Origin of the sequence: Blastococcus sp. TF02A-26 (assembly GCF_003319125.1) — a bacterium.
Lineage (GTDB): Bacteria > Actinomycetota > Actinomycetes > Mycobacteriales > Geodermatophilaceae > Trujillonella.
Genome location: NZ_QOHG01000001.1, coordinates 409,612 through 431,943, shown reverse-complemented (window position 1 = coordinate 431,943; position 22,332 = coordinate 409,612). Strand labels below are relative to the sequence as shown.

Below are 22,332 nucleotides of genomic sequence, written 5' to 3'. Positions count from 1 at the left end.
TCACATACGGCGACAGGCGAGACATCGGCACACGCCTCCGAGCACGACGAATCACGGAGGCTCGGCGCTTCCCCCTGCCGAGACGCGGCTCAACTTACGACGCTGTACTTCCGAGCGCGACCACTAGTCGCCGGTCGGACCGCCGAGCTCTCCCTTGAGCTCCTTCATCACGCCGTTGGGGCCCTCGACCTCGCGGAGTCCCCGGAGCGCCTCGACCAGGTCGTCGCCGGCTCCGTTGGACTTCGCGAGCTCGGCGAGGTCCGGCCCGGCCATCGGGTAGTCCGCGCCCTTGAGGGCCTTCTGCACATCGGTCACCTGGAATGCCATGTCCGAGGGCTACCCAGCTCGCAGACGGCGGATGCGCCGGACCGGGTGAACGGTCAGCGCAGCCGGACCGGGCCGGCGTCGATCGGGGTCCGGAACAGCACGTAGGGCTTGCGCCGCTCGTCCCTGCCGGCCCGGTACTTGTCCTGCCGGTACAGCTGGTTGGCGGTGACGTAGAGGAAGCCGTCGGCGACCGACATGGTGTCGGGCCACAGCAGCCGCGGATCGGAGACGGCGGTCTCCCAGGAGCCGTCGGGCAGCCGCCGGTGGATCGCGTCGTGCTCGCCGTCGGTGACGTAGAGCCGGCCGGCGTCGTCGGTCTCCAGGCCGTCGCTGACGCAGCCCTTGTCGCCCTCGTCGCGCACCGTGGCGGCCACCGCGTCGTCGTCCTGGGCGCGGTCGACCAGCGCGTCGACCGACACGCTGTACCAGCGACGGCCGGCCATCGGGCAGTAGAAGAGCCGCTCGCCGTCGGCGGAGATGGCGATGCCGTCGGCACCCATGCAGATGGGCGACGTCGTCCCGTCCTCGGCGCGCTCGACGAACTCCTGGCCCTCCACGACCATCCGCAGGTCGGGCGGCTGCACCGCCTTGGTGCTCGGGTGCTCGTGCAGCCGCCGCCAGGACTCCCCCGTCGCCAGGTCGACGACGATGATGCCGTTCGGGCCCTGGTCGGAGGAGTCGGTGATGAACGCCGTCCCGGCCTCGCCGCGGCGCAGGTCGAAGCGGACGTCGTTGAGGTACGTCGTCGGCAGCGCGACGCGGGTCGGGAACAGGATCGTCTGCACGACCTCGTCCCGGGTGAGGTCGACGCAGACCAGCTTCGGGCCGCCGTGCTCGGTGGGCTGGAACATCGGGCTGCCGGTGTCCAGCGCCCACAGCCGGTCGGCCGGGTCGACCACGACGCTCTGCACGGACACCAACCGCTCGGGATCGGCGTCGGACCGGTTGTCGTTGAGCTCCTGGGAGGGGAAGGCGACCTCCTCGCCGTCCCGGATCTCGCCGACGGTGAAGCCGACGTCGTCGCCCCACTTCGGGTAGCAGACGAAGACCCGTCCGCCGTGCGAGACGGTCACACCGGTCGGCATCGCGCCGGTGAAGAGGTGCACGACCTCCAGGCCGCCGAGGGTCTCGTGGGTGGCCGGCTGCCCGCTCATCGCCCGGCCCCGGCGGTCACCGGGGCCTCGAAGGCCCGCCGCAGGTGCTGCGCCGCCTCGAGCTGGGCCTGCTCGGCCTCGTCGAGGACCGCGGCGGCGCCGAAGAACTCGTGCATGACGCCGGCGTAGTACCTGTGCGTGGTCGGCACGCCCGCCGCCTGGAGCTTCTCGGTGAAGAGCTGGCCCTCGCTGCGCAGGACGTCGCGCTCGTCGGTGATGACCAGCGTGGGCGGCATGGTCCGCAGCTGCTCGTCGGACCAGTTGAGGAGGTCCACCCGCGGGTCCTTCGCGCCCTCCGGGACGCCCTGGAAGGCGTGCATCGCCATCCACGACAGCAGCGGGCGGTTGAGCGGCCGGCCGTCGGCGGCGTCCTCCATCGACTCGCCGATCTGCTCGCCGGTGGTGAGCGGGTAGACGCAGACGGCGGCAAGCGGCCGGGGACCGCCGCCGGAGGCGAGCTGCAGGCAGGTGGCCGCGGTCATCGTGCCGCCCACGGACTCGCCGCCGATCGCCATCCGGCCCGGGTCGCCACCGAGCTCCGCGGCGTGCTCGGCGGTCCAGTGCCAGGCGGCGAGGACGTCGTCGTGGGCGGCCGGGAACACCGCTTCGGGGGCGCGCCGGTAGTCGGGGCTGACGACGATCGCGCCGGTCTTGTTGGCGATGCCGCGGCAGGAGGCGTCGTAGGTGTCGATGTCGAACAGCACCCAGCCGCCGCCGTGCACCCACATGACGATCGGCAGCGGGCCGGCGCCAGCGTCGGCCGGGGTGTAGACGCGCAGCCGCATCTGTCCCCCGGCGACGTCGGGGATCGTGCGGTCCTCGACCGAGCCGACCGGCTCGGGGCCCTCGATCCCCTTCTCCGCCATCACCTTCTTGACGGCGTCGTCGGGACCCGGCTGCTTCCGGGCCTGCGCCGGCTCGAGGATCTCGAACGGCAGCGGGCCGAGGGAGGAGTGCGCGTCGACGATCGCCTGCGCCTGCGGGTTCAGCAGACCCGAGGGGTCGGTGGCCATCTCCTTCTGCCGGCCCGACAACAGCTCGCGCACCTGGTCCAGGGGCTTGGCCAGGAAACCGGCGATCCGCTCGGCGATGCCCTCGTCGGGGGCGTGCGGGTGCGGCCGGGTGGGCGCCTGCCGCTTGGCGGCCAGGAACTCCGCGCCGAGCTGGGCCATCCGCTCCGCGCCGGCCTTCTCCCGGAACTCCGGGAGCTCCTCGTCCTCCTCGTCGTGGACGTGGTGCCGGGTGACCTCCATGAGCTTCGTCAGCGCCTGCTCGAACTCGGCCTCACCGGGCTCCGTGCGGCCCAGGACGACGAGCAGCTCCTTGATCTCCTGGTGCTCGTGCTCGGCGTCGTCGTGCTCGTCGCGCATGCCGACCTCGGGCCAGATCGGGTAGAGGACGGTCTCCTCGGCGAAGGCGTGCAGCGCGAGCTCGAGGGAGATCTGGTCGACCAGCACGCGGCGGTTGCCGCGGCCGGCCTCGAGGTGCTGGAACTGCCGCTCGACGACGGCGTGGTCGTCGGCGATCAGGTGGTCGATGTCGCCGGGCTGGGTCGGGTAGGACAGCGCCACGGGAGGGCTCCTCGCGATGGGGGTCTGGGGACGGCCGGCACGCGCCTGGTCTCGGCGGCCGGGCCCTGCCTCAGCAGGTGGTCCGTCGTGCACCACCTACCCCTCGTCCCCGCAGGTACACGCCCGGATCGGTGCGTGTGCCAACCAGTCCCGGGTAGTCCCGGGGTCCGGCACCGGTCGTGAGACGAGCCGCCGCTGCCCGGTCCCCGGTGTCCCGCCGCGTCGGCGCGCACCGCTCCCCGAACCCCCAGGAGGTCCCCCCGTGAAGGCTGTCGTCTACCGCGGCCCGAAGTCCGTCGCCGTCGAGGAGGTGCCCGACCCGACCATCCAGGCGCCCACCGACGCCGTCGTCCGCATCACCACCACGAACATCTGCGGCTCGGACCTGCACATGTACGAGGGCCGGACGAGCGTGGAGGAGGGCAAGGTCCTCGGCCACGAGAACATGGGCGTCGTCGAGGCGGTCGGCCCCGCTGTCGACCGCATCCGGGTCGGTGACCGCGTGTCGGTGCCGTTCAACATCGCCTGCGGGACCTGCCGGAACTGCACCACGGGCTGGACGTCGTTCTGCCTGCGGGCCAACCCCACCGAGGGCATGGACGGCGCGGCGTACGGCTACGCCAACATGGGCCCCTACGACGGCGGCCAGGCGGAGTACCTACGGGTGCCGTGGGCGGACGTCAACCTGCTCACCCTGCCGGAGGGCACCGAGCACGAGAACGACTACACGATGCTCTCCGACGTCTTCCCGACCGGCTGGCACGGCGTCGAGCTCTCCGGTTTCCAGCCCGGCGACCGGGTCGCCGTCTTCGGCGCCGGCCCCGTCGGCCTGATGGCCGCGCACAGCGCCGTGCTCCGCGGCGCCTCGCAGGTGTTCGTCGTCGACAAGGAGACCGACCGGCTCGCCCTGGCCGAGAAGTTCGGCGCCACCCCGGTCGACTTCAGCGCGCACGACCCGGTCGAGCAGCTGCTGGACGCGACCGGCGGCCGCGGTGTCGACCGCGGTGTCGAGGCGGTCGGCTACCAGGCGCACGACCCCTCGGGCCAGGAGCACCCGGAGCTGGTGCTGGACAACCTCGCGCAGGTGGTCCGGTCCACCGGCGGGATCGGCGTGGTCGGCGTCTACATGCCGCAGGACCCCGGCGCCGCGAGCGACCTGGCCAAGGAGGGCCGGATCCCGTGGCAGTACGGCACCTTCTTCACGAAGGGGCAGTCCATGGGCACCGGTCAGGCGCCGGTCAAGCGCTACAACCGGCAGCTGCGCGACCTGATCACCAGCGGCCGGGCGACGCCGTCGTGGATCGTCAGCCACGAGCTGCGGCTCGACGAGGCCGTCGACGGCTACCGCCACTTCGACGACCGCGCCGAGGGCTGGACCAAGGTCCTCCTCCACCCCGACCGCACCGCCTGAGCTCCGCCGTCCCGGGGTCCGGCGCCACGGCCGGACCCCGGGACGGTCAGCTCCCGGGCTCGAGGCCCGTGACCAGGGCGGAGAGGTCGACCGCGTGCGGGTCGGGCAGCCGGTCGGCGGCGGTGTCCATGGTCTCCAGGACGGCGGCGGTGAGCCGGTCGGACAGGCCGGCCGCCCGCAGGGCGGAGCGGATCAGCCGGGCGTCCTTGGCGGCTCCGGTCAGGCCGAAGCTGACCGGGTAGTCGCCCTCGATCATGAGACCGCCCTTGAGGTGGGCGTACGGGGTGTCCAGCGGGCCGCCCTCGATGGCGCGCAGGAAGTCCGCCGGGTCCAGGCCGAGCCCGCGGGCCAGCGCGACCGACTGGGCGACGCCCGCGGTCACCATGAACAGCCAGGCGTTGCCGGCCATCTTCATCCGGCTGCCGGCGACGGCCGCGCCGAGCCAGAGCGTCTTCGAGCCGAGGGCGTCGAGCACCGGCGCCAGCCGCTCGCGGACCTCCTCCGGGCCGGATGCGAGCAGCACGAGCTCCCCCTTCTCGGCCGGCTCCTTGGTGCCGAGGACCGGGCAGTCGACCAGGACGAGGTCCAGCTCGCGCGCCAGCTCGACCGTCCGGTCGGCGCCCTCGATGCCGATGGTGGACGTCTGCAGCCACACCGTGCCGGCGGCCGGGGCGGCCCGCCGGATCACGTCCTCCGCCGCGTCGGCGTCCAGCACCATCGTCAGGACGACGTCGGCTCCGGCGACCGCCTCGCCGGGGGAGCCGAACGGCTCGGCGCCGGTTCCGGTGAGGGCCGCTGCCTTGCTGCCGTCCCGGTTCCACATGCGCACCGGGACGGCGGCGCGGCGCAGCGACCGGACCATGCCGGCGCCCATCGTGCCGGTGCCGAGGACGGCGACGACGGGGGCGCTCACCTCGCCCGCGCCGGGGTGCGGGCGGACCGGGCGGATCGGGGAGCTCTGCGCATGCGGCCCCTCTGCCCCGGGGTCCGCCCGGTGAACCACCGCGTGCAGCGTGGCGGCCGCCGGGTATGCGGGGCAGATGACCGTCGACGTCGCCCCCGGGACCGTGGCCGTCTACACCGACGTGGTCTGCGCCTGGTCCACCGTGGCCCTGCACCGCTTCTACACGGCCCGCTCGCGCCTCGGCCTGGACGACGCCGTGCGCGTGGACCACCGGCTCTTCCTCCTGGAGGACGTCAACTCCTTCGCCATCCCGATGCGGATGCTGAACGCGGAGCTGCCCGTCGTCGGGCAGCTCGAGCCGGACCTCGGCATCACGCCGTGGCAGGGCCAGCCCTCGGACTGGCCGGTCACCGTGCTGCTGGCCAACGAGGCGGTGCACGCGGCCAAGGCGCAGTCGCCGGCCGCCGCCGAACAGCTGGACATGGCGCTGCGGCTGGCGTTCTTCCGCGACAGCCGGTGCATCTCGATGCTGCACGAGGTCGTCGACGTCGCCCGCGGCTGCGACGCGGTGGACGCCGACGCCCTCGCCGCCGCGCTGGACGACGGCCGTGCCCGGGGGCCGATGATGGCCGACTACCGGGCACATGCCGGCGAGGTGCAGGGCAGCCCGCACTTCTTCCTCGCCGACGGGTCCGACGTGCACAACCCCGGCACCGAGCAGCACTCCTCCGACGCCGGCTACCCGGTGGTCGACGCCGACGACCCGTCGGTCTACGAGGAGCTGGTGCGGAGGGCAGCCGGCGCGGCACACGGCGAGTGACGACTCCCGGGACGGGTAGGGCGGGCCCATGGCTGACACCCAGGACGGTCCCGAGCTGCACCCGACCACCCGCGAGCTGGCCGCGGGCGCGAACTACGCCGCGATCAGCACCCTGCTGCCCAGCGGGCGCATCCAGACCCAGTACATCTGGGTGGGGCTCGACGGCGACCGGTTGTTCGTCAACACCGAGACCCACCGCCGGAAGTTCCAGGACCTCCAGCGTGACGGCCGGGTCACCCTCGCCATCCGGGACGAGGCGAACCCCTACCGCTACGCGGAGGTGCGCGGGACGGTCGCCGAGATCGAGACCGGGGACCGCGCGCGGGCGCAGATCGACGAGCTGTCGCAGAAGTACAACGGGCAGCCCTACCCCGCGGAGAACATCGTCTCCGAGCGGGTGACGGTCTACATCGAACCGGAGCGGCAGACGATCGCCGGCTGATCCCGACGCCGGGCGTGGCGGTCACGAACCGTCACGAACGCGCTCGACGCGCCGGAACGGATCCGTCCGGCCGGGCGTGCCGCCGTCCGGGCCGATCTAGCGTGCTGGGGGTCCGGACGGTGCCGCCGTCCCCCACCCGGAGGGGACAGCCGGCCGGGCGCCGCCGAACCCGCGACCGGCAGCAGCCGGGCGCAGGACCGGGGACCCATCGCAGTCCCGGGGTGAAGCAGGCGCGGCCGTCGGAGCCGCGATGCCGGGCGTCTTCCCGCCCGAACCCGTCAGCTAACCCGGTAGGCGGCCGTGGAAGAGAGGACCACCGCCGCTCCATGGCGCGCTCGCACGTCCCCGGACGTCTGTCCGTCCCCGGCTCCCGTGCCCTCCTCGTCGCCGTCGCGGCCTCCGGGCTGGCCCTCGCGCCACTCCCCGCTGCCGCCGCGCCGGAGGACCCGACTCCCACCACCTCGCAGGAGGCCGCCGAGCTGCTGTCCGCCCGGGCACACGATCTCGAGGTCGTCACCGAGGAGTTCAACGAGGCCCGCGAGCGGCTGGCGGCCGCCCAGGCCGCCGCGACCGGGGCAGCCGACGCCGTCGCCGCCGCCGAGACCGCCCTGGCGGACTCGCGGGACCGCGTGCGCGAGGTCGCCCGCAGCGCCTGGACCGGTGACCGGCTGGGCTCGGCGGAGGCGATGCTGACCAGCGGCTCCGCCGACGAGCTCCTGGACCGGGTGGCGACCCTCGAGGTGATCGCCGACCACAACGCCGGCCTGCTCGACGACGCGGTGGCCGCTGACGAGGCCGCGGCCGCCACGCGCGACCAGGCAGAGGACTCCGCCGCGCAGGCGCAGTCGCTGTACGACGACGTCGCCGCCCAGCAGGCCGACCTCCAGGAGGAGATCGCCGCCTTCCAGGCCGAGTACGAGCGGCTGGCCGCCGAGGAGGAGGCCGCCCGGCTGGCCGCCGAGCGCGCCGCCGCCGAGGCCGCCGCACGGGCAGCCGCCGAGCAGGCGGCGGCCCAGGCGGCCGCCGAGGCAGCCGAGCAGACCACCGGGCCGGCGCCTGCCCCGGCGCCCGCCGCTCGTCCCCCCGCGCCGGCGCCCGCCCCGCGCCCCGCGGCTCCGGCTCCGGTGTCGGTCCGGGCTCCGGGTCCGGCGGCCCAGGTCGCCGTCGACACCGCGCTGGCCCAGCGCGGCGACCCCTACGTCTGGGCCGCCGCCGGGCCGGACGCCTTCGACTGCTCGGGACTGACCTCGTTCGCCTACCGGGCGGCCGGCATCTCGCTCCCGCACTCCAGCCGGATGCAGTCGCAGATGGGCACGCCCGTGTCGCGGGCCGACCTCCAGCCCGGTGACCTGGTGTTCTTCTACAGCCCGGTCAGCCACGTGGGCATGTACATCGGCAACGGCCAGATGGTGCACGCCTCCACGTACGGGCAGCCGGTGCAGATCGCGTCCGTGGACTCGATGGGCGGCTACAACAGCGCCCGCCGGATCGCCTGACCGCCCGGGCCGGCCGGCGCGCGGCCGGCCGGCCCGGTCACGGCAGGGCGGTCAGGACCTTGTCCAGGGTCACCGGCAGGTCGCGGATGCGGATGCCGGTGGCCCGGTGCACGGCGTTGACCACCGCCGCCGCCGTTCCGGTGATGCCGATCTCGCCGATGCCCTTGCTGCCCATCACGTTCACGTACGGGTCGTGCTCGTCGAGCCAGTGCGCCTGCATGTCGCCGACGTCGGCGTTGACGGTCACGTGGTACTCGGCGAGGTCGTGGTTGGCGACCTGACCGAGGCGGGTGTCCCAGACGCTGTTCTCGTGCAGCGCCATCGACAGGCCCATCGTCATGCCGCCGAGGAGCTGCGAGCGCGCCGTCCGCGGGTTGATGATGCGACCCGCGCCGAAGACGCCGTACAGCCGCGGCACCCGGAGCTCCCCGGTGTCGACGTTCACCCGGACCTCGACGAACTGGGCGCCGAAGGCGTAGGCGGCGTGCGCGTCGTCCTTCGAGGCCTGGTCGACGTCGCCGGAGACCTCGTCGCCGTCCGCCGGCGACCGCCCGAACTTCGTGCGGAACTCGCGTGCGGCCACCGTCAGCGCCGATCCCCACGTGTTGGTGCCCGACGAGCCACCGGCCACCGAGGCGATCGGGTAGCGGGTGTCGCCGATCCGGACCTCGACGTCGCCCTCGTCGACGTCGAGCGCGTCGGCGGCGATCTGCGGCAGCACGGTCCACGCGCCGGTGCCGAGGTCGGCGGCGCCGATCTCGGCGACGTACCGGCCGTCCTCGTAGCGGATCCGTGCCGTCGACGTGGCCTGGCGCATCGTCGGGTACACCGAGGAGGCGACGCCGGTGCCGACGAGCCAGGCACCCTCGCGGTGTCCCGCCGGCGGCCGGTCGGCCCAGCCGAAGCGCTCGGCACCCTCGCGCAGGCACTGCACGAGGTTGCGGCTGGACCAGGGCTTGCCGGTCTCCGGGTCGCGCTCCGGCTCGTTGCGGATCCGCAGCTCGACCGGGTCGATGCCCAGCCGCTCGGCGAGCTCGTCCATGGCCACCTCGGGGCCGAACATGCCCGGGCACTCCCCCGGCGCGCGCATCCACGACGGGACGGGCACGTCGAGGGCGGCCAGCCGGTGCGTCGTCCGCCGGTTCGGCGAGGCGTACATCATCCGCGTCGGGACGCCGGTCTGCTCCGCGAACTCCTTGATCCTCGAGGTCTGCTCGACGACGTCGATCGCGATGGCCTGCAGCCGGCCGGTACGGTCGGCGGCCAGCTGCATCCGCTGGATCGTCGGGGTGCGGTAGCCGACGAGGGAGAACATCTGCTGCCGGGTGAGGCCGAGCTTGACCGGCCGACCGGGCACCGCGCGGGCAGCCATCGTGGCGAGGAAGACGTGCGCGTGCGGGGTCCCCTTCGAGCCGAACCCGCCGCCGACGAACGGGCAGATCACCCGCACCTGCTCCTGCTCCAGCCCGAACACCTCGCACACCGCGGCGCGGTCGGGGTGCACGCCCTGGGTGGAGTCCCACAGGGTCAGCGGCACCTCGGCCGACGGGTCCCACAGCGCCGTCGTCGCGTGCATCTCGAGCGGGTTGTTGTGGTACATCGCCGTCGAGTAGGTCTCCTCGACGGTCACGTGCGCGGTCGCCATGGCCGCGGCGACGTCGCCCTCGGCGGTGTCGGTCTCGAAGCTCGGGTTGATCTTCTCCGGCTTGTAGAGGTCGGGGTGGTCCACCCGCAGCGCGCTGTCGTGCGGCTGCTCGGCGTAGGTCACCTCCACGGCGTCGGCGCCCTGGCGGGCCAGCTCGGAGGTCTCGGCCACGACGACGGCGACGACCTGGCCGCGGAAGGCCACCTCGTCGCTCTGCAGGACGGCGAACTCGCGGTCGTCGGTGGAGGCCAGCCGCTCGGCGTTCTCGTGGGTGAGGACGGCGACCACGCCCTCGATCGCCTCGGCGGCAGAGGTGTCGATCCCGGTGATGCGCCCGAGCGGGACCGTCGCCTGCACCGGGTGGACGTAGGCCGGGTGCTGGACCGGGGTCTCGATGGCGTAGGTCGCGGTGCCGCGGACCTTCGCCTCGCCGTCGCGCCGGACGGTGTCGCGGCCGATCGCGCGGGGCTCCAGCAGCTCGGTCATGCCTGGGTCTCCTGCGTGAGGTCCCGGACGGTGGCGACGACGGTGCGCGTCACCAGCGGGATCTTGAAGCCGTTGCCGCCGTCGACCCCGGGCTGCGGCTGGGCGGTGGTCAGCTCGACGTCCATGGCGTGCCGCACCGCGTCGTCGGCGACCGGACCACCGCGCAGCGCCTCCTCGGCGCGGGACGCGCGCCACGGCTTGTGCGCCACGCCGCCCAGGGCCAACCGGACCTCCCCGTCGGCCACCACCGCGGCCACCGAGACGAGCGCGAAGGCGTAGGACGCCCGGTCGCGGACCTTGCGGTAGGCCGACCGCGCGCCGGCCGGCAGCGGCGGCAGGTCGATCGCGGTGATCAGCTCGCCGTGCTCGAGCACGGTGTCGCGGGAGGGGTCGTCGCCGGGCAGCCGGTGCAGCTCGGCGAACGGGATGGTGCGGGCACCGGCCGGGCCGAGGACCTGGACCTGCGCGTCGAGCACGGCCAGGGCGACCGCCATGTCCGACGGGTGCGTGGCGATGCAGGTCTCCGGCGCCGTCGGGTCCGGCAGCGCCGCGGAGGTGCCCAGGATCGCGTGGTACCGCGTGTAGCCACCGACCGCCGAGCAGCCGCTGCCGGGCTCGCGCTTGTTGCAGGGCGTGGAGACGTCCTGGAAGTAGACGCAGCGGGTGCGCTGCAGCGGGTTGCCGCCGGTGGTGGCCAGGTTGCGCAGCTGCCCGGTGGCACCGGCCAGCAGGGCCTGGGCGAGGACCGGGTAGCGCTCGCGCACCCGGCGGTCGGCGGCCAGCTCGCTGTTGGTCACCGCGGCGCCGATCCGCAGGCCACCGTCGGCGGTGTCGGTGATCTCGCGGGAGGTGAGCCGGCGGACGTCGACGACCAGGTCGGGCCGGGCGACGCCGAGCTTCAGGTGGTCGACGAGGTTGGTGCCACCGGCCAGGAAGACGGCCCGGGGCTCGGTGGCGACGGTGGCCACGGCCTCGGCGGCGTCGGCCGGGCGGGCGAAGGCGAAGGGCTTCACGCCTGCACTCCCCCGGCCTGCCGGACGGCCGGGACGATGTTCGCGTAGGCGCCGCAACGACAGAGGTTGCCGCTCATGCGCTCGGCCACCTCGTCGTGGCTGAGCTCGGGGTCGGCGGTGAGGTCCTGGCTCGCGTGGCTGGGCCAGCCGCGGCGGACCTCGTCGAGCACGCCGACCGCGGAGCACACCTGCCCGGGGGTGCAGTAGCCGCACTGGAAGGCGTCGCGTTCGAGGAACGCCTGCTGGACCGGGTGCAGCTCGCCGTCGGCCGCCAGTCCGTCGGCGGTGGTGATCTCGGCGCCGTCGTGGGCGACCGCGAGCGCCAGGCAGCTCAGCGCGCGGTCGCCGTCGAGCAGCACGGTGCACGCGCCGCACTGGCCGTGGTCGCACCCCTTCTTCGGGCTGGTGTTGCCGATCCGCTCGCGCAGCGCGTCCAGCAGCGTCGTCCGGGTGTCGACCGTCAGGCGCTGCTGGGCGCCGTCCACGGTGAGGGTGATGTCCGCGTCCACGAGCCCCGCGGTGCCCGCTGCTCCGGGGGGGCCAAACGCGACGCGCGACTCCGAAACCAGGCGGTTCGCTGGCCCGGCGCCGGGTAGGTGGCCCCCGCTGCTGAGAACACGGCGGGCACCGCGAGCGGTCTCAGGAGGACTCCCGCATGAAGGCAGTGGTGTGGCACGGCGTCGGCGACATCCGGCTCGACGAGGTACCCGACCCGACCATCCAGGACCCGACGGACGCGATCGTGGAGATCACCGCGAGCGCGATCTGCGGCACCGATCTCCACTTCGTCCGGGGCACGATGTCGGGCATGGTCGAGGGCACGGTCCTCGGCCACGAGGCGGTCGGGATCGTCCGCGAGGTCGGCTCCGGGGTGCGGAACCTGCGCCCCGGCGACCGCGTCGTCGTCCCCTCGACCATCGCGTGCGGCACCTGCTCGTACTGCCGGGCCGGGTACTACGCGCAGTGCGACAACGCCAACCCCAACGGCCCGGCGGCCGGCACCTGCTTCTTCGGCGGCCCGCAGTCCACCGGCCCGGTGGACGGCCTCCAGGCCCAGTACGCCCGGATCCCCTTCGCCCACGTCGGGCCGGTCTGGCTGCCGGAGTCGGTGAGCGACGACGCGGCGATCATGCTGTCCGACATCTACCCCACCGCGTGGTTCGGCGCCCGCCTGGCCGAGGTCGGGCAGGGCGACACCGTGCTGGTGCTCGGCGCCGGCCCGGTCGGCCAGTTCGCGGTCACCAGCGCGTTCCAGCAGGGCGCCGCCCGCGTCCTCGTCGTCGACGGCATCGCCAGCCGGCTGGACCAGGCGCGGGCCCGTGGCGCGGAGCCGATCGACTTCAACACCGAGGACCCGGTCGCCGTCGTGAAGGATCTGACCGGCGGGATCGGCGTCGACCGGGTGATCGACGCGGTCGGCGTCGACGCGCAGCGCCCGAAGTCGGGGCCGGCCGCCGAGGCGGCCGAGCAGCAGGCCGGGCAGTTCGAGCAGGAGCGCGACCAGGTCGCCCCCGAGCAGAACCCGCAGGGCGGGACGTGGGTGCCCGGCGACGCGCCCAGCCAGTCGCTGCAGTGGGCCGTGGAGGCCGTGGCCAAGGCCGGGAGCATCGGGGTGGTCGGGGTGTACCCGCCGGACATGACGAGCTTCCCGACCGGCGCCGCGATGAACAAGAACCTCACCGTGAAGATGGGCAACTGCAACCACCGCCGCTACGTGCCGCACCTGCTCGACCTGGTGCGGACCGGCGCGATCGACCCGTCCACCGTGCTGACCCAGGTCGGCGACATGCCGTCGGTCATCGAGGCCTACGAGACCTTCGACCAGCGGCAGACCGGCTGGACGAAGGTGGTCCTCGACCCGTCCTGACCGCCGGCCGGGACGTTTGTCCCCCGGGCGGACGGCGCATGGTGCGACGGTGACGTCGGACGAGGTGGACCAGCCCCCGGTCGGCTTCCGGCCGGTCCACGTGGACCGGTCGGTCGCCGAGAGCCTCGGCGAGGCGATGCTGGGGTCGCTGCTGGACCGGGCCCACCTCATCCCGCCGCGGCTGGTGGGACCGCTCGTGGCGCAGGAGGTCCACGCCGCCGGGGGCAGCGACGTGGCGATCTTCCTGCAGGACTACGACCAGCGGCACCTGCAGCCCCTGGAGGGGAAGGGCCTGACCGGCGAGCGGACGCCGATCGACGGCAGCAGCCCCGGCCGCGCCTTCGCCGGCGACGAGCTGGTGGAGGAGACGCTCGGCGACGGCTCGGTGCGGATGTTCCTGCCGATGCTCGACGGTTCCGACCGGGTCGGGGTGCTCTCCCTGCGGCTGCCCGCGGTCGGCGACGGAGACCGACGGCTCGCGCAGCGGCTCGCCGGCCTGGTCGCCGACCTGATCGTGACGAAGTCGGCCTACACCGACACCTTCGCCCGGGCCCGCACCGCCGAGCCGATGAGCCTGGCCGCGCAGCTGCAGTGGGCCACCCTCCCGCCGCTGATGATGACCACGCCCGACGTCGACCTCGCCGGCATCCTGGAGCCCGCCTACTCCGTCGGCGGCGACGCGTTCGACTTCGCCTTCGACGACCACCTGCTGCACCTCGGGCTCTTCGACGCGATGGGCCACGGGCTCGAGGCCGCGACGATGGCCACCCTCGCCATCGCGGCCTACCGCCACGGCCGGCGGCGCGCGGTGGAGCTCCCCGAGCTCTACGCGGAGATGGACCGGGTCGTGGCGGGCTCCTTCCCCAACCGCTTCGCCACCGCCCAGATCGCCCGGCTCGACACCCGGAGCGGCGAGCTGAGCTGGGTGAACGCCGGCCACCCGGCGCCGCTGTGGGTGCGCGACGGCCGGGTGATCGACGAGCTGACCGGACCGGTCTCCCGACCCCTCGGGCTGGGCGGCGAGGAGCCGCACGTCGAGTCGGTCCAGCTGGAGCCCGGTGACCGGCTGTTGTTCTTCACCGACGGCGTCGTGGAGGAGCGCCTGGACGGCGGGGAGCAGTTCGGCGAGGCGCGGCTGCGGGAGATGATCGAACGGACGACGACCGAGGGGCTGTCGGCCGCGGAGTCGGTGCGCCGGCTCTCGCACGCCCTGATGGCCGCCCGCGCCGGCCGCACCAGCGACGACGCCTCCCTGCTGCTGGTGGAGTGGAAGCAGCCCCCGCACGACGACGAGCTGGCCCCCGACATCCCCGAGTCCATGCCGACCGACGGCGACGCCCGCTGACCCGGGGGGACACCGTGCCGCTGGACCTCCCCGCCGTCCCGAGCCGGGTCGTCGCCGCGCCGATGGCCGGCGGTCCGTCGACCGTCGAGCTGGCGGCGGCCGTCGGCGACGCGGGCGGGCTGGGCTCCCTGGCCGCCGGCTACCGGACGCCGGCGGCGGTGGCCGAGGAGGTCGAGCGGCTGCGCGCGGTGTCGGCGGCCCCCTTCGGCGTCAACGTCTTCAGCCCGGTCCCGCCCGGCGATCCCGCCCGGGTGGCGGCGTACGCCGAGCTGCTGGCGCCGCGGGCGGCCGGGCTCGGCACGGCCCTCGGCGAGCCGGTGCACACCGACGACGACCACGACGCCAAGGTCGCGCTCCTCGCCGAGCTGCGGCCGGCGGTCGTCTCGTTCGCCTTCGGGGTGCCCCCCGCCCGGTCGGTCGAGGCGCTGCACGCCGCGGACGTGCCGGTCTGGCTGACGGTCACCTCGCCCGAGGAGGCCGCGGAGGCCGCTGCCGCCGGAGCGGACGCGCTCGTGGTGCAGGGCTGGGAGGCCGGCGGCCACCGCGGCGGGAGCGACGACGAGCCCGCGCAGCTGGGCACGCTGCCGCTGCTCGCCCTGGTCCGCCGGGTCACCGACCTGCCCCTGGTGGCCGCCGGCGGCATCGCGGACGGCCAGGGCGTGGCCGCCGTCCTCGCCGCGGGTGCCGCGCTCGCCCAGCTGGGGACGGCGTTCCTGCGCACCCCCGAGGCCGGCACCTCCCCGGCGCACGCCGCCGCGCTGGCCACGGACCGGCCCACCACGGTCACCCGCGCCTTCACCGGGCGCAGCGCCCGCGCGCTGGTCAACCGGGCCACCGCGGAGCTCTCCGCCGCCGCGCCCGCCGCCTATCCCGAGGTGCACCTCCTCACCGCACCGCTGCGGGCGGCCGCCCGGGCGGCGGGCGACGCCGAGGAGATGCACCTGTGGGCCGGCGAGGCGCACGTGCTGGCCGAGGAGGTGCCGGCCGGGGAGCTGGTCCGCCGGCTGGCCGCCGAGGCCCGCGAGGCGCTGGCCGCCGCCCGGTTCTAGCCGAGCGGGTGGTGCCGGCGCCGGCGGCCGAACGTCGACCGGATGCGCTGCCAGCGGTTCGGCGTCCGCTCGGCGTCCAGCAGCTGGGTGTCGGCCAGCACCCGGCCGGCCGGGCCGAGGTCGGGTCGCTGGAAGGGGACCAGCGACCGCCCGGTGGGCCGGCGCAGCTCCTCGATCGCCCCGATCAGCGACCCGCCGGCCCGCTCGACCGCCGCGGCGACGTCGGCCGGGGCGACGTCGAGGTGCTCGCCGAGCAGCCGGTCGCGCATGCCGAGCACCGCCGCGGCGAGGGCCTCCCGGTCCGGGGACGCCTCGTGCACCTCGATGCCGAGGTCGCACTCGGTGTCCAGGCCCATCGAGCGGTTGTTGAGGTTCGACGACCCGATCCGCAGCAGCCGGTCGTCGACGACGGTGACCTTCGCGTGCACGTAGATCGGCCGCCGCGAGGCGGTGACCGGCACGTACATCCGGAAGCGGTCGTACCGGTCGGCCTCCTGCACGAGGTCCAGCAGCGCGGCCCGGGCGCTGCCCATGGCCTTCTCCTCCAGCCAGCCCCACGCCTCGTGCGGGTTGAGCACGACGACCTCCGGGCCGTCGGGCTCCTGCAGCCGGGCGGCGATCGCCTCGGCCACCCGGCGGTTGGCGAAGTACTGGGTCTCGACGTAGAGCGTGCGCCGGGCGCCGGCGACGACCGCGAGCCAGAGCAGCTCGATCTCGTGGACGAGGGACTCACCCCCGTGCTCCGGACGGGTGCGCGAGATGGCCACCTCGACGTCGGTCAGCAGCGGCTCGACGCCCTCGGGCCAGCAGGGCTCCACCCCCTCGACCGGCTCCAGGTGCTCGCCCTTCGCGCTCGCCCAGCGCTCGCGGGCCAGGTCACCGATGGCCCGGGCGGCCGGTCCCGACACCAGGGACGTGACGTCGTGCCAGGGACCCATGTCCCGGTGCGAGCCCGGACGGGCCCGCGGCCGGGAGGAGTCCGGGTGCTCCGGGGTGTCCCAGCGGTCGGCGGTGACGTCGATGCCGCCGGCGAAGGCGAGGCAGTCGTCGATCACGACGATCTTCTGGTGGTGCGCGCCGCCGACGGGGTGGTGCGTGTCGACGGTGAAGGTGAGCCGGTCCGGCGTCCGGCGGCCCAGCAGTACGATCGGCGCCAGCCCACGGCCCAACCCGTAGACCATGCCGAGGTCCCACACCAGGACGCCGATCTCCAGCTCCGGGTTGCGGCGGACCGCCGCCTCGAGCACCCGGCCGAGCCGGTCGTCGCGGCCCCGCCCGCCGGCGCGCGGGTCCATCCGGATGCGCGGGTCGAAGTCCCAGCCGATCAGGAGCACCCGCCGGCGGGCGCCGAGCAGCGCCTGCTTGAGCGTGGCGAAGTAGTCCGCGGCGTCGACGAAGACGGCGTACCGGTCGGCCCGCTCGATCCGCCAGCACGTCTCGTCCGGGACCAGCAGCCGGTCGCCGGTGGGGTCCTCCGGCGTCGGGCCGACCTCGGGCTCGCTGCGGGGGCCGGGGATGCGGATGCCGGGCGAGGTCGTCGTCCCGGAGCCGTCGGAGTGCATCAGGGCATCGTGCCCTAGGCGAGCTGGCGCAGCGCCTCGACGAGCGGGGTCGTCGGCCGTCCGGCCAGCCGGGAGAGGTCACCGGTGGTGGAGTCGAGCGCCCCCTGGGCGATGGCGGCGTCCATGCCGGCGACGAACCGGGCGGTCGGCTCGTCCAGGCCGACCCCGGTGAGGGTGGCGACGTGCTCGTCGGTCGTCAGGCGGCGGTGGGAGACCTCGCGGCCGAGCACCTCGGCCGCCGCGGCGGCGAGCTCGTCGATGGTCCAGGCCGTGTCGCCGGAGAGCTCGTACACCGCGCCCTCGTGGCCCTCCCCGGCGAGGACCGCGGCGGCCGCGGCCGCGTAGTCCGCGCGGGTGGCGCTGGCGACCCGGCCGTCGCCGGCGCTGGCGGAGATGCTGCCGGTCGCCTGGGCCTCCTGGAGGGCCTGCGCGTAGTTCTCCGTGTACCAGCCGTTCCGCAGCAGGACGGCGGGCAGACCGCTCGCCCGGATGTCGGCCTCCGTCTGCCGGTGGTCCTCGGCGAGGGCCAGCGGGCTGTCGTCGGCCCGCAGGATGCTGGTGTAGCCGAGCAGGGCCACGCCCGCACGGGTCGCGGCGTCGAGCACGTTGCGGTGCTGCTGCAACCGGGCGCCGGGCTCGCTGCCGGAGACCAGCAGCAGCCGGTCGCCGGTGCCGAGAGCCGCGTCGAGCGTGGCCGGGTCGTCGTAGTCGATCCGGGCGACCCGGACGCCGCGCCCGGCCAGGCCGGTCAGCTCCTCGACCCGCCGTCCACCGGCGACGACCTCCTCGGCGGGGACGCCGCGGGTGAGCAGCTCCTCGACGACGAGCCGGCCCAGGTGGCCGGTGGCTCCGGTGACGACGATCGACATGCGCACTCCCTCGACGGCGGGCGGGCGGGCCACCTCGGGGTGGCGCCTCGCCGGCGGCAACCCGGCGGTCCAGGACCTTGTTCCGGACCGCTCGGGCTCTGCCCCACATACGGGGCAGAGCCCGAGCGCCGTGGGAGGAGGGGTGCCACTACCGCCGTCAACTCAGGGTTGACGGCCTGACCCTCGTCAACCTAGCGTTGACGGCATGACGTCCCCCGTGCAGATCACCGTCCGGCTCGACGACCTCATCGACTCCATCCGCAAGGTCCACACCGACCCGCTCGAGCATCTCACCGACGCGGTCCTCGTCGCCGATCACATCGGGGAGATCGCCGACTCCCTCATCGGCCACTTCGTCGACCAGGCCCGCCGACAGGGGGCGTCGTGGACCGACATCGGCCGCAGCATGGGGGTGACCAAGCAGGCGGCCCAGAAGCGCTTCGTCAGCCGCACCGGCGCGGAGAAGCCCATGGACATGCAGGAGGGCTTCAGCCGGTTCACGCCCCGGGCCCGGACGGTCGTCGTGGCCTCCCAGGAGGAGGCCCGTGCCGCCGGTGCGGTCGAGGTCTCCCCCGCCCATCTGCTGCTCGGCCTGCTCGCCGAGCCCGACGGCATCGGCGCCCGCGTGATGGCCGCCCAGGGCGCCACCGCCGACCGGGTGCGCGCCGCGGTTCCGCTGCCGCCCGCCTCCGGCGCCGACGTCCCGGCGCTGATCCCGTTCGACGACGCGGTCAAGGGCGTCCTCGAGGGCACCTTCCGGAAGGCGCTGGAGCTGGGGCACAACTACATCGGCACCGAGCACCTGCTGCTCGCGCTCCTCGGGCACGAGGTGTCCGCGGAGTTGCTCACCGGCCTGGGCGTGGACGCCACCCGCACCGAGGAGCAGATCGCCGCCGCACTGCGCTCCGCGGGGGCGTAGCGGGCGTCAGCGGCGCCGGCGCGGCGGGTCGACCAGGTCCTGCACCGTCGCCCGGGCGCCCCGCTCGCGCAACGAGGTCAGCGCGTCGGTGTAGACGGCGGCGAACCGCTCGTCGTCGGCCAGGTCACCGAAGACGTCGCGGTCGGCGAGGAAGGCCAGCGGGTCGGCCCCCTGGGTGTCGGCGCGGGCTCCCAGCGCCTCGGCGCGGGGGTCGGACAGCGCCAGCGGGAGGCCGGCGTCGTCGGCACCCTCGGCGGTCCGCGCCCAGGCGGCGAGCACGGTGGCCGCCCGTCGCACGTCGCCGCCGCGGGCGAGGTTCGCCCGGATCACCGGCAGCAGGAACTGTGGGATGCGGTCGGAGGCGTTCTCCCGGATCCGGTCGAGGGTGTCGCGCACCTGCGGGTTGGCGAACCGTCCGACCAGCTCGGCCTTGTAGCGGCGCAGGTCGATGCCGGGCACCGGGGCGAGCGTCGGGGTGGCCTCCTCGTCGAGGTAGCCGCGCAGGAACTCGCGGAACAGCGGGTCCTGGGACGCCTCGTGCACGTACTGCAGCCCGGCCAGGCGGCCCAGGTGGGCGAGCACCTGGTGACCGGCGTTGAGCAGCCGGAGCTTCATCAGCTCGTAGGGGGCGACGTCGGGGACGAGCTGCACCCCGACGTCCTCCAGGGGCGGGCGGCCGGCCGGGAAGGCGTCCTCCAGCACCCACTGGGTCCAGGGCTCGCAGACGACCGGCCAGGCGTCCTCGACGCCGAAGCGGTGGGCGAGCTCCGCGCGGTCCTCGTCGGTGGTGACCGGGGTGATCCGGTCGACCATCGAGTTGGGGAAGGGCACCTCGGCGGCCACCCACTCCCCCAGCTCCGGGTCCCGCAGGGCGGCGAAGGCGGCGAAGCTGCGCCGGGCCAGGTCGCCGTTGTGCGGGATGTTGTCGCAGGAGACGACGGCGAACGGCGGCAGGCCCCGCGCACGGCGGCGGGCCAGCGCCTCGATGACCAGCCCGAAGGACGTCGCCGGCTGCGCTCCCGGCCGCAGGTCTGCCCGGATCGCGGGGGTGTCCGCGACGAACTCGCCGGTGGCGGCCGAGACGTTGTAGCCGCCCTCGGTGACGGTCAGCGAGACGATCCGGGTGGTCTCGGCCGCCATCCGCTCGACGACCGCCTCGGGGTCGTCGGGGGCGAGCAGGTACTCGACGATCGAGCCGACGACGCGGGCGTCGAGGAAGCCGTCGGGGTGCTTGACGACCAGCGTGTAGAGGCAGTCCTGGGCGGCCATCACCTCGGCCATCCGGCGGTCACCGCGCAGGACGCCGACGCCGCAGATGCCCGACTCGGTCTGGCCGGCCTCCAGCAGGCGCTCGACGTACAGCGCCTGGTGGGAGCGGTGGAACCCGCCGACGCCGAGGTGCACGATCCCCGCCCGCACCGCCGTCCGGTCGTAGCGCGGCGTCCACACCGAGGGGCCGAGCGAGGACAGGGTGGACGAGCTCAGCCGCGGCATCCGCCGCCCCTACCCACGCCGGCCGCCCGTGCACCAGGGACAGCACCTCGTCACGCGCAAGTCTCCGAGCGGTCCCAGCTATAGCTCCTCATGCAGAGATCTCTGACTCCGCGGCGATCCCGGCGAGGACGGCGCTAACTTCAGATTGCGGGATGCGATCCAGCCACATCAATTTGAGCAGCAGGATTCCACCATTCGTGAGCCGGTGCGCGCTTAAGTCCCCACTGGGATAAGGCAAGCCGGTGATGGGGGTCGTTTTGTTCGGTGCGCCGATGAGCCCGCGACGACCAAATCCAAGGTCGCTCAGTTGCTCATGCAGCGTCCATGCGCTCCACTCCGGACGATGCCTACCAATCTCGCCGGCGAGAGTTAACGTCAGCTCTACGTCTCCAATGATCCGGAGAAGAACCAGCTGAGTCCAGGTCAAGTCCTGACCAGTCCGAAGGCACCAGTTTGCGGTATGCAGGTCGATGCCCGAATCGAACGCAACATTCGCAACCAGATAGCCGTAATGAATTACCTTGAACTTTTCGTGTTCCCGCTGAGCCGCCAGCAACACACCTTCCACCACCTCCTCGGCCTTGGCGCGACGGTCGGTTGCGGGCTCGAAAAAGCCGTCCTGCCGTACTGTCAGGCCGGCTCGCCGGAGCTCCTCAACAGCCAGCACGGCGCTGCCGAACGCGGCTCCTACGCGCCGCCGCTCTCCCTTGCTCAGGATTCGGCGCGCAACCTCCTTGAGGGTGCTGGTGAGAACCGGACCCGCGACGGCACCGCCGATTGCGCCGGGCGGTCCGCCAACGAGACCGCCGACCAGTGCGCCTGAAACGCTGCCAAGGAGTTCCACGCCTGCATCTATCGCACGCTTGCTGGCCTCATCTGGCTCGTCGTTGGTCATGACGGCAGCATGTATGACGCGGCTGACGATTCCGCGTCCGACCAGGTGCGGTGAGCGGTCGGTCCATTCGAACTCGTAAGCCACCCAGCAGGGACTCGCGTCAGGGTCGATCCGCGGAGCCCTCGTCAACCCTGAACGGACGTGGTACCAGAGTTGCCTGTCTCGACATGGATTACAGGACGTAAGAGGTCAGTCAGACCTGCGGCTGGAGGACGAAGTCGTAGCGCGCCTCGACCCACGGGACGTCGCTGATGCCGCCGTCCGGCGTCTCCCCCGGCTCGCGGGCGTCGAAGCGGACGACGAGCTCCTGCTTGGTCCCGAAGACGACGTCGCTGTCGAGGTACTCCGCGCCCTCCTGGAACAGGTGGGTGATCAACGGCTCGTAGCCCGGGACGTCGAACTTGAAGTGCACGTGCGCCGGCCGGAAGTGGCTGATGTCGGTCCGGGACATGATCTCCCCGACCGGGCCGTCCATCGGGATCGTGTAGCCCTTCGGCGCGATCGTCCGCACGCAGTAGGTGCCGTCCCCACGGCTGCGGTAGATCCCGCGCAGGCGGGCCTCGTCGATCTCCGGGTGCTGCGACTCGTACAGCCCCTCGTCGTCGGCCTGCCAGACGTCGAAGCGCGCGTCCGGCACCGGCGCACCGGACAGGTCGCGGATCTGCCCGTGCACGTACAGCGGGACGCCGGCCAGCCCGTCGGACATGTCGCCGCCGTAGCCGAGCTCCGGGGAGCCGGGGATGTGGAACGGCCCGAGCACCGTCGCCGGCGTCGCGGCCGGGTCGAGCCGGTGGTTCATCTGGACGACGAGCATCGACAGGCCGAGCACGTCGGAGGCGAGGATGAACTCCTCCCGCTTCTCGTTGCTGATCTGCCCGGTGCGGTTGAGCCACTGGATCGCGGTGATCCACTCGGCCTCGGTCAGCCGGACCTCGCGGGCGAACGCGTGCAGGTGCCGCACCAGCGCGGTCATGAGCTCGGCCGTCCGCGGGTCGTGCGCGGTCTGCCACCGCTGCACGGCCAGGTCGGTGATGTTGTCCTCGGTGACGAGCTCCATCGCTCC

Annotated in this window: 20 protein-coding genes and 1 riboswitch; of the genes, 8 read left to right on the top strand and 12 right to left on the bottom strand. The window is 73.8% G+C overall.

Features of this window, described 5'->3' with window-relative positions; translation table 11 throughout:
- Window positions 1-123: 123 nt before the first annotated feature.
- The 3 genes from DQ240_RS02075 to DQ240_RS02065 are packed head-to-tail and all read right to left on the bottom strand — an operon-like array spanning window position 124 to window position 3,052.
- Window positions 124-327: a DUF2795 domain-containing protein gene (locus tag DQ240_RS02075; protein ID WP_113837939.1), complete on the bottom strand. Its 204-nt coding sequence runs from the start codon at window positions 325-327 to the stop codon at window positions 124-126.
- Window positions 328-380: 53 nt separating this feature from the next.
- The gene (locus tag DQ240_RS02070; protein WP_113837938.1) at window positions 381-1,481 is read right to left on the bottom strand and encodes an L-dopachrome tautomerase-related protein; all 1,101 of its coding nucleotides are present in this window, start codon (window positions 1,479-1,481) and stop codon (window positions 381-383) included.
- Window positions 1,478-3,052, bottom strand: a complete 1,575-nt coding sequence (locus tag DQ240_RS02065; RefSeq protein WP_113837937.1) for an alpha/beta hydrolase fold domain-containing protein — start codon at window positions 3,050-3,052, stop codon at window positions 1,478-1,480. The genes DQ240_RS02070 and DQ240_RS02065 overlap by 4 nt, the downstream gene beginning before the upstream one ends.
- A gap of 262 nt (window positions 3,053-3,314) precedes the next feature.
- Between DQ240_RS02065 and DQ240_RS02060 the strand changes: the two genes are divergently transcribed.
- The gene (locus DQ240_RS02060; RefSeq protein WP_113837936.1) at window positions 3,315-4,463 is read left to right on the top strand and encodes a glutathione-independent formaldehyde dehydrogenase; all 1,149 of its coding nucleotides are present in this window, start codon (window positions 3,315-3,317) and stop codon (window positions 4,461-4,463) included.
- A 46-nt stretch (window positions 4,464-4,509) separates the two neighbouring features.
- Here DQ240_RS02060 and DQ240_RS02055 read toward each other — a convergent pair whose 3' ends face one another.
- Window positions 4,510-5,376 carry an NAD(P)-dependent oxidoreductase gene (locus DQ240_RS02055; protein ID WP_113837935.1) on the bottom strand — a complete coding sequence of 289 codons (867 nt, stop codon included), beginning with the start codon at window positions 5,374-5,376 and terminating at the stop codon, window positions 4,510-4,512.
- 127 nt (window positions 5,377-5,503) lie between these two features.
- Between DQ240_RS02055 and DQ240_RS02050 the strand changes: the two genes are divergently transcribed.
- The 3 genes from DQ240_RS02050 to DQ240_RS02040 all read left to right on the top strand — a co-directional run bounded on the left by DQ240_RS02050 (window position 5,504) and on the right by DQ240_RS02040 (window position 8,125).
- Window positions 5,504-6,187 (top strand): DsbA family protein, encoded by a 684-nt coding sequence (locus DQ240_RS02050; protein WP_113838013.1) that lies wholly within the window; start codon window positions 5,504-5,506, stop codon window positions 6,185-6,187.
- 28 nt (window positions 6,188-6,215) lie between these two features.
- Window positions 6,216-6,629, top strand: coding sequence for a PPOX class F420-dependent oxidoreductase (locus DQ240_RS02045; RefSeq protein WP_113837934.1), 414 nt, complete (start codon window positions 6,216-6,218; stop codon window positions 6,627-6,629).
- A 173-nt stretch (window positions 6,630-6,802) separates the two neighbouring features.
- A riboswitch (cyclic di-AMP (ydaO/yuaA leader) is annotated at window positions 6,803-6,941 on the top strand.
- Between the two features lie 14 nt (window positions 6,942-6,955).
- Window positions 6,956-8,125, top strand: coding sequence for a C40 family peptidase (locus DQ240_RS02040; protein ID WP_113837933.1), 1,170 nt, complete (start codon window positions 6,956-6,958; stop codon window positions 8,123-8,125).
- A gap of 37 nt (window positions 8,126-8,162) precedes the next feature.
- Here DQ240_RS02040 and DQ240_RS02035 read toward each other — a convergent pair whose 3' ends face one another.
- From DQ240_RS02035 to DQ240_RS02025, 3 genes are read right to left on the bottom strand one after another with little or no spacing between them, the layout of a single operon-like run.
- The gene (locus tag DQ240_RS02035; RefSeq protein ID WP_113837932.1) at window positions 8,163-10,256 is read right to left on the bottom strand and encodes a xanthine dehydrogenase family protein molybdopterin-binding subunit; all 2,094 of its coding nucleotides are present in this window, start codon (window positions 10,254-10,256) and stop codon (window positions 8,163-8,165) included.
- Window positions 10,253-11,269 carry a xanthine dehydrogenase family protein subunit M gene (locus tag DQ240_RS02030; protein WP_113837931.1) on the bottom strand — a complete coding sequence of 339 codons (1,017 nt, stop codon included), beginning with the start codon at window positions 11,267-11,269 and terminating at the stop codon, window positions 10,253-10,255. The genes DQ240_RS02035 and DQ240_RS02030 overlap by 4 nt, the downstream gene beginning before the upstream one ends.
- A complete protein-coding gene (locus tag DQ240_RS02025; RefSeq protein WP_113837930.1) occupies window positions 11,266-11,778 on the bottom strand; it encodes a 2Fe-2S iron-sulfur cluster-binding protein in 513 nt (170 codons plus the stop codon). The genes DQ240_RS02030 and DQ240_RS02025 overlap by 4 nt, the downstream gene beginning before the upstream one ends.
- 146 nt (window positions 11,779-11,924) lie before the next feature.
- On the opposite strand from DQ240_RS02025, the gene DQ240_RS02020 reads away from it, so the two are divergent.
- Genes DQ240_RS02020 through DQ240_RS02010 form a run of 3 tightly spaced genes read left to right on the top strand, consistent with a single transcriptional unit; the run spans window position 11,925 to window position 15,530 of the window.
- On the top strand, window positions 11,925-13,136 hold the full coding sequence (locus DQ240_RS02020) for a zinc-dependent alcohol dehydrogenase (protein WP_113837929.1): 1,212 nt from the start codon (window positions 11,925-11,927) through the stop codon (window positions 13,134-13,136).
- A gap of 49 nt (window positions 13,137-13,185) precedes the next feature.
- Window positions 13,186-14,481 (top strand): PP2C family protein-serine/threonine phosphatase, encoded by a 1,296-nt coding sequence (locus DQ240_RS02015; RefSeq protein ID WP_233498413.1) that lies wholly within the window; start codon window positions 13,186-13,188, stop codon window positions 14,479-14,481.
- Between the two features lie 14 nt (window positions 14,482-14,495).
- Entirely contained in the window at window positions 14,496-15,530 is a 1,035-nt protein-coding gene (locus DQ240_RS02010; RefSeq protein ID WP_233498412.1) for a nitronate monooxygenase, read from the top strand.
- Here the strand turns inward: DQ240_RS02010 and DQ240_RS02005 are convergent.
- Complete coding sequence (locus DQ240_RS02005; protein ID WP_113837928.1) at window positions 15,527-17,092, bottom strand: phospholipase D-like domain-containing protein; 1,566 nt, start codon at window positions 17,090-17,092, stop codon at window positions 15,527-15,529. The two genes, DQ240_RS02010 and DQ240_RS02005, sit on opposite strands and share 4 nt — an antisense overlap.
- A 14-nt stretch (window positions 17,093-17,106) precedes the next feature.
- Entirely contained in the window at window positions 17,107-17,961 is an 855-nt protein-coding gene (locus tag DQ240_RS02000; RefSeq protein ID WP_113838010.1) for an SDR family oxidoreductase, read from the bottom strand.
- A 205-nt stretch (window positions 17,962-18,166) separates the two neighbouring features.
- On the opposite strand from DQ240_RS02000, the gene DQ240_RS01995 reads away from it, so the two are divergent.
- Complete coding sequence (locus DQ240_RS01995; protein WP_113837927.1) at window positions 18,167-18,880, top strand: Clp protease N-terminal domain-containing protein; 714 nt, start codon at window positions 18,167-18,169, stop codon at window positions 18,878-18,880.
- A 6-nt stretch (window positions 18,881-18,886) separates the two neighbouring features.
- On the opposite strand, the gene DQ240_RS01990 is transcribed toward DQ240_RS01995, so the two are convergent.
- The 3 genes from DQ240_RS01990 to DQ240_RS01980 form a co-directional block, all read right to left on the bottom strand.
- Window positions 18,887-20,374: a mannitol dehydrogenase family protein gene (locus tag DQ240_RS01990; RefSeq protein ID WP_113837926.1), complete on the bottom strand. Its 1,488-nt coding sequence runs from the start codon at window positions 20,372-20,374 to the stop codon at window positions 18,887-18,889.
- 88 nt (window positions 20,375-20,462) lie between these two features.
- Window positions 20,463-21,269, bottom strand: coding sequence for a hypothetical protein (locus tag DQ240_RS23070; RefSeq protein WP_147261922.1), 807 nt, complete (start codon window positions 21,267-21,269; stop codon window positions 20,463-20,465).
- Between the two features lie 193 nt (window positions 21,270-21,462).
- Complete coding sequence (locus DQ240_RS01980) at window positions 21,463-22,326, bottom strand: dioxygenase (RefSeq protein ID WP_113837924.1); 864 nt, start codon at window positions 22,324-22,326, stop codon at window positions 21,463-21,465.
- Window positions 22,327-22,332 lie beyond the last annotated feature (6 nt).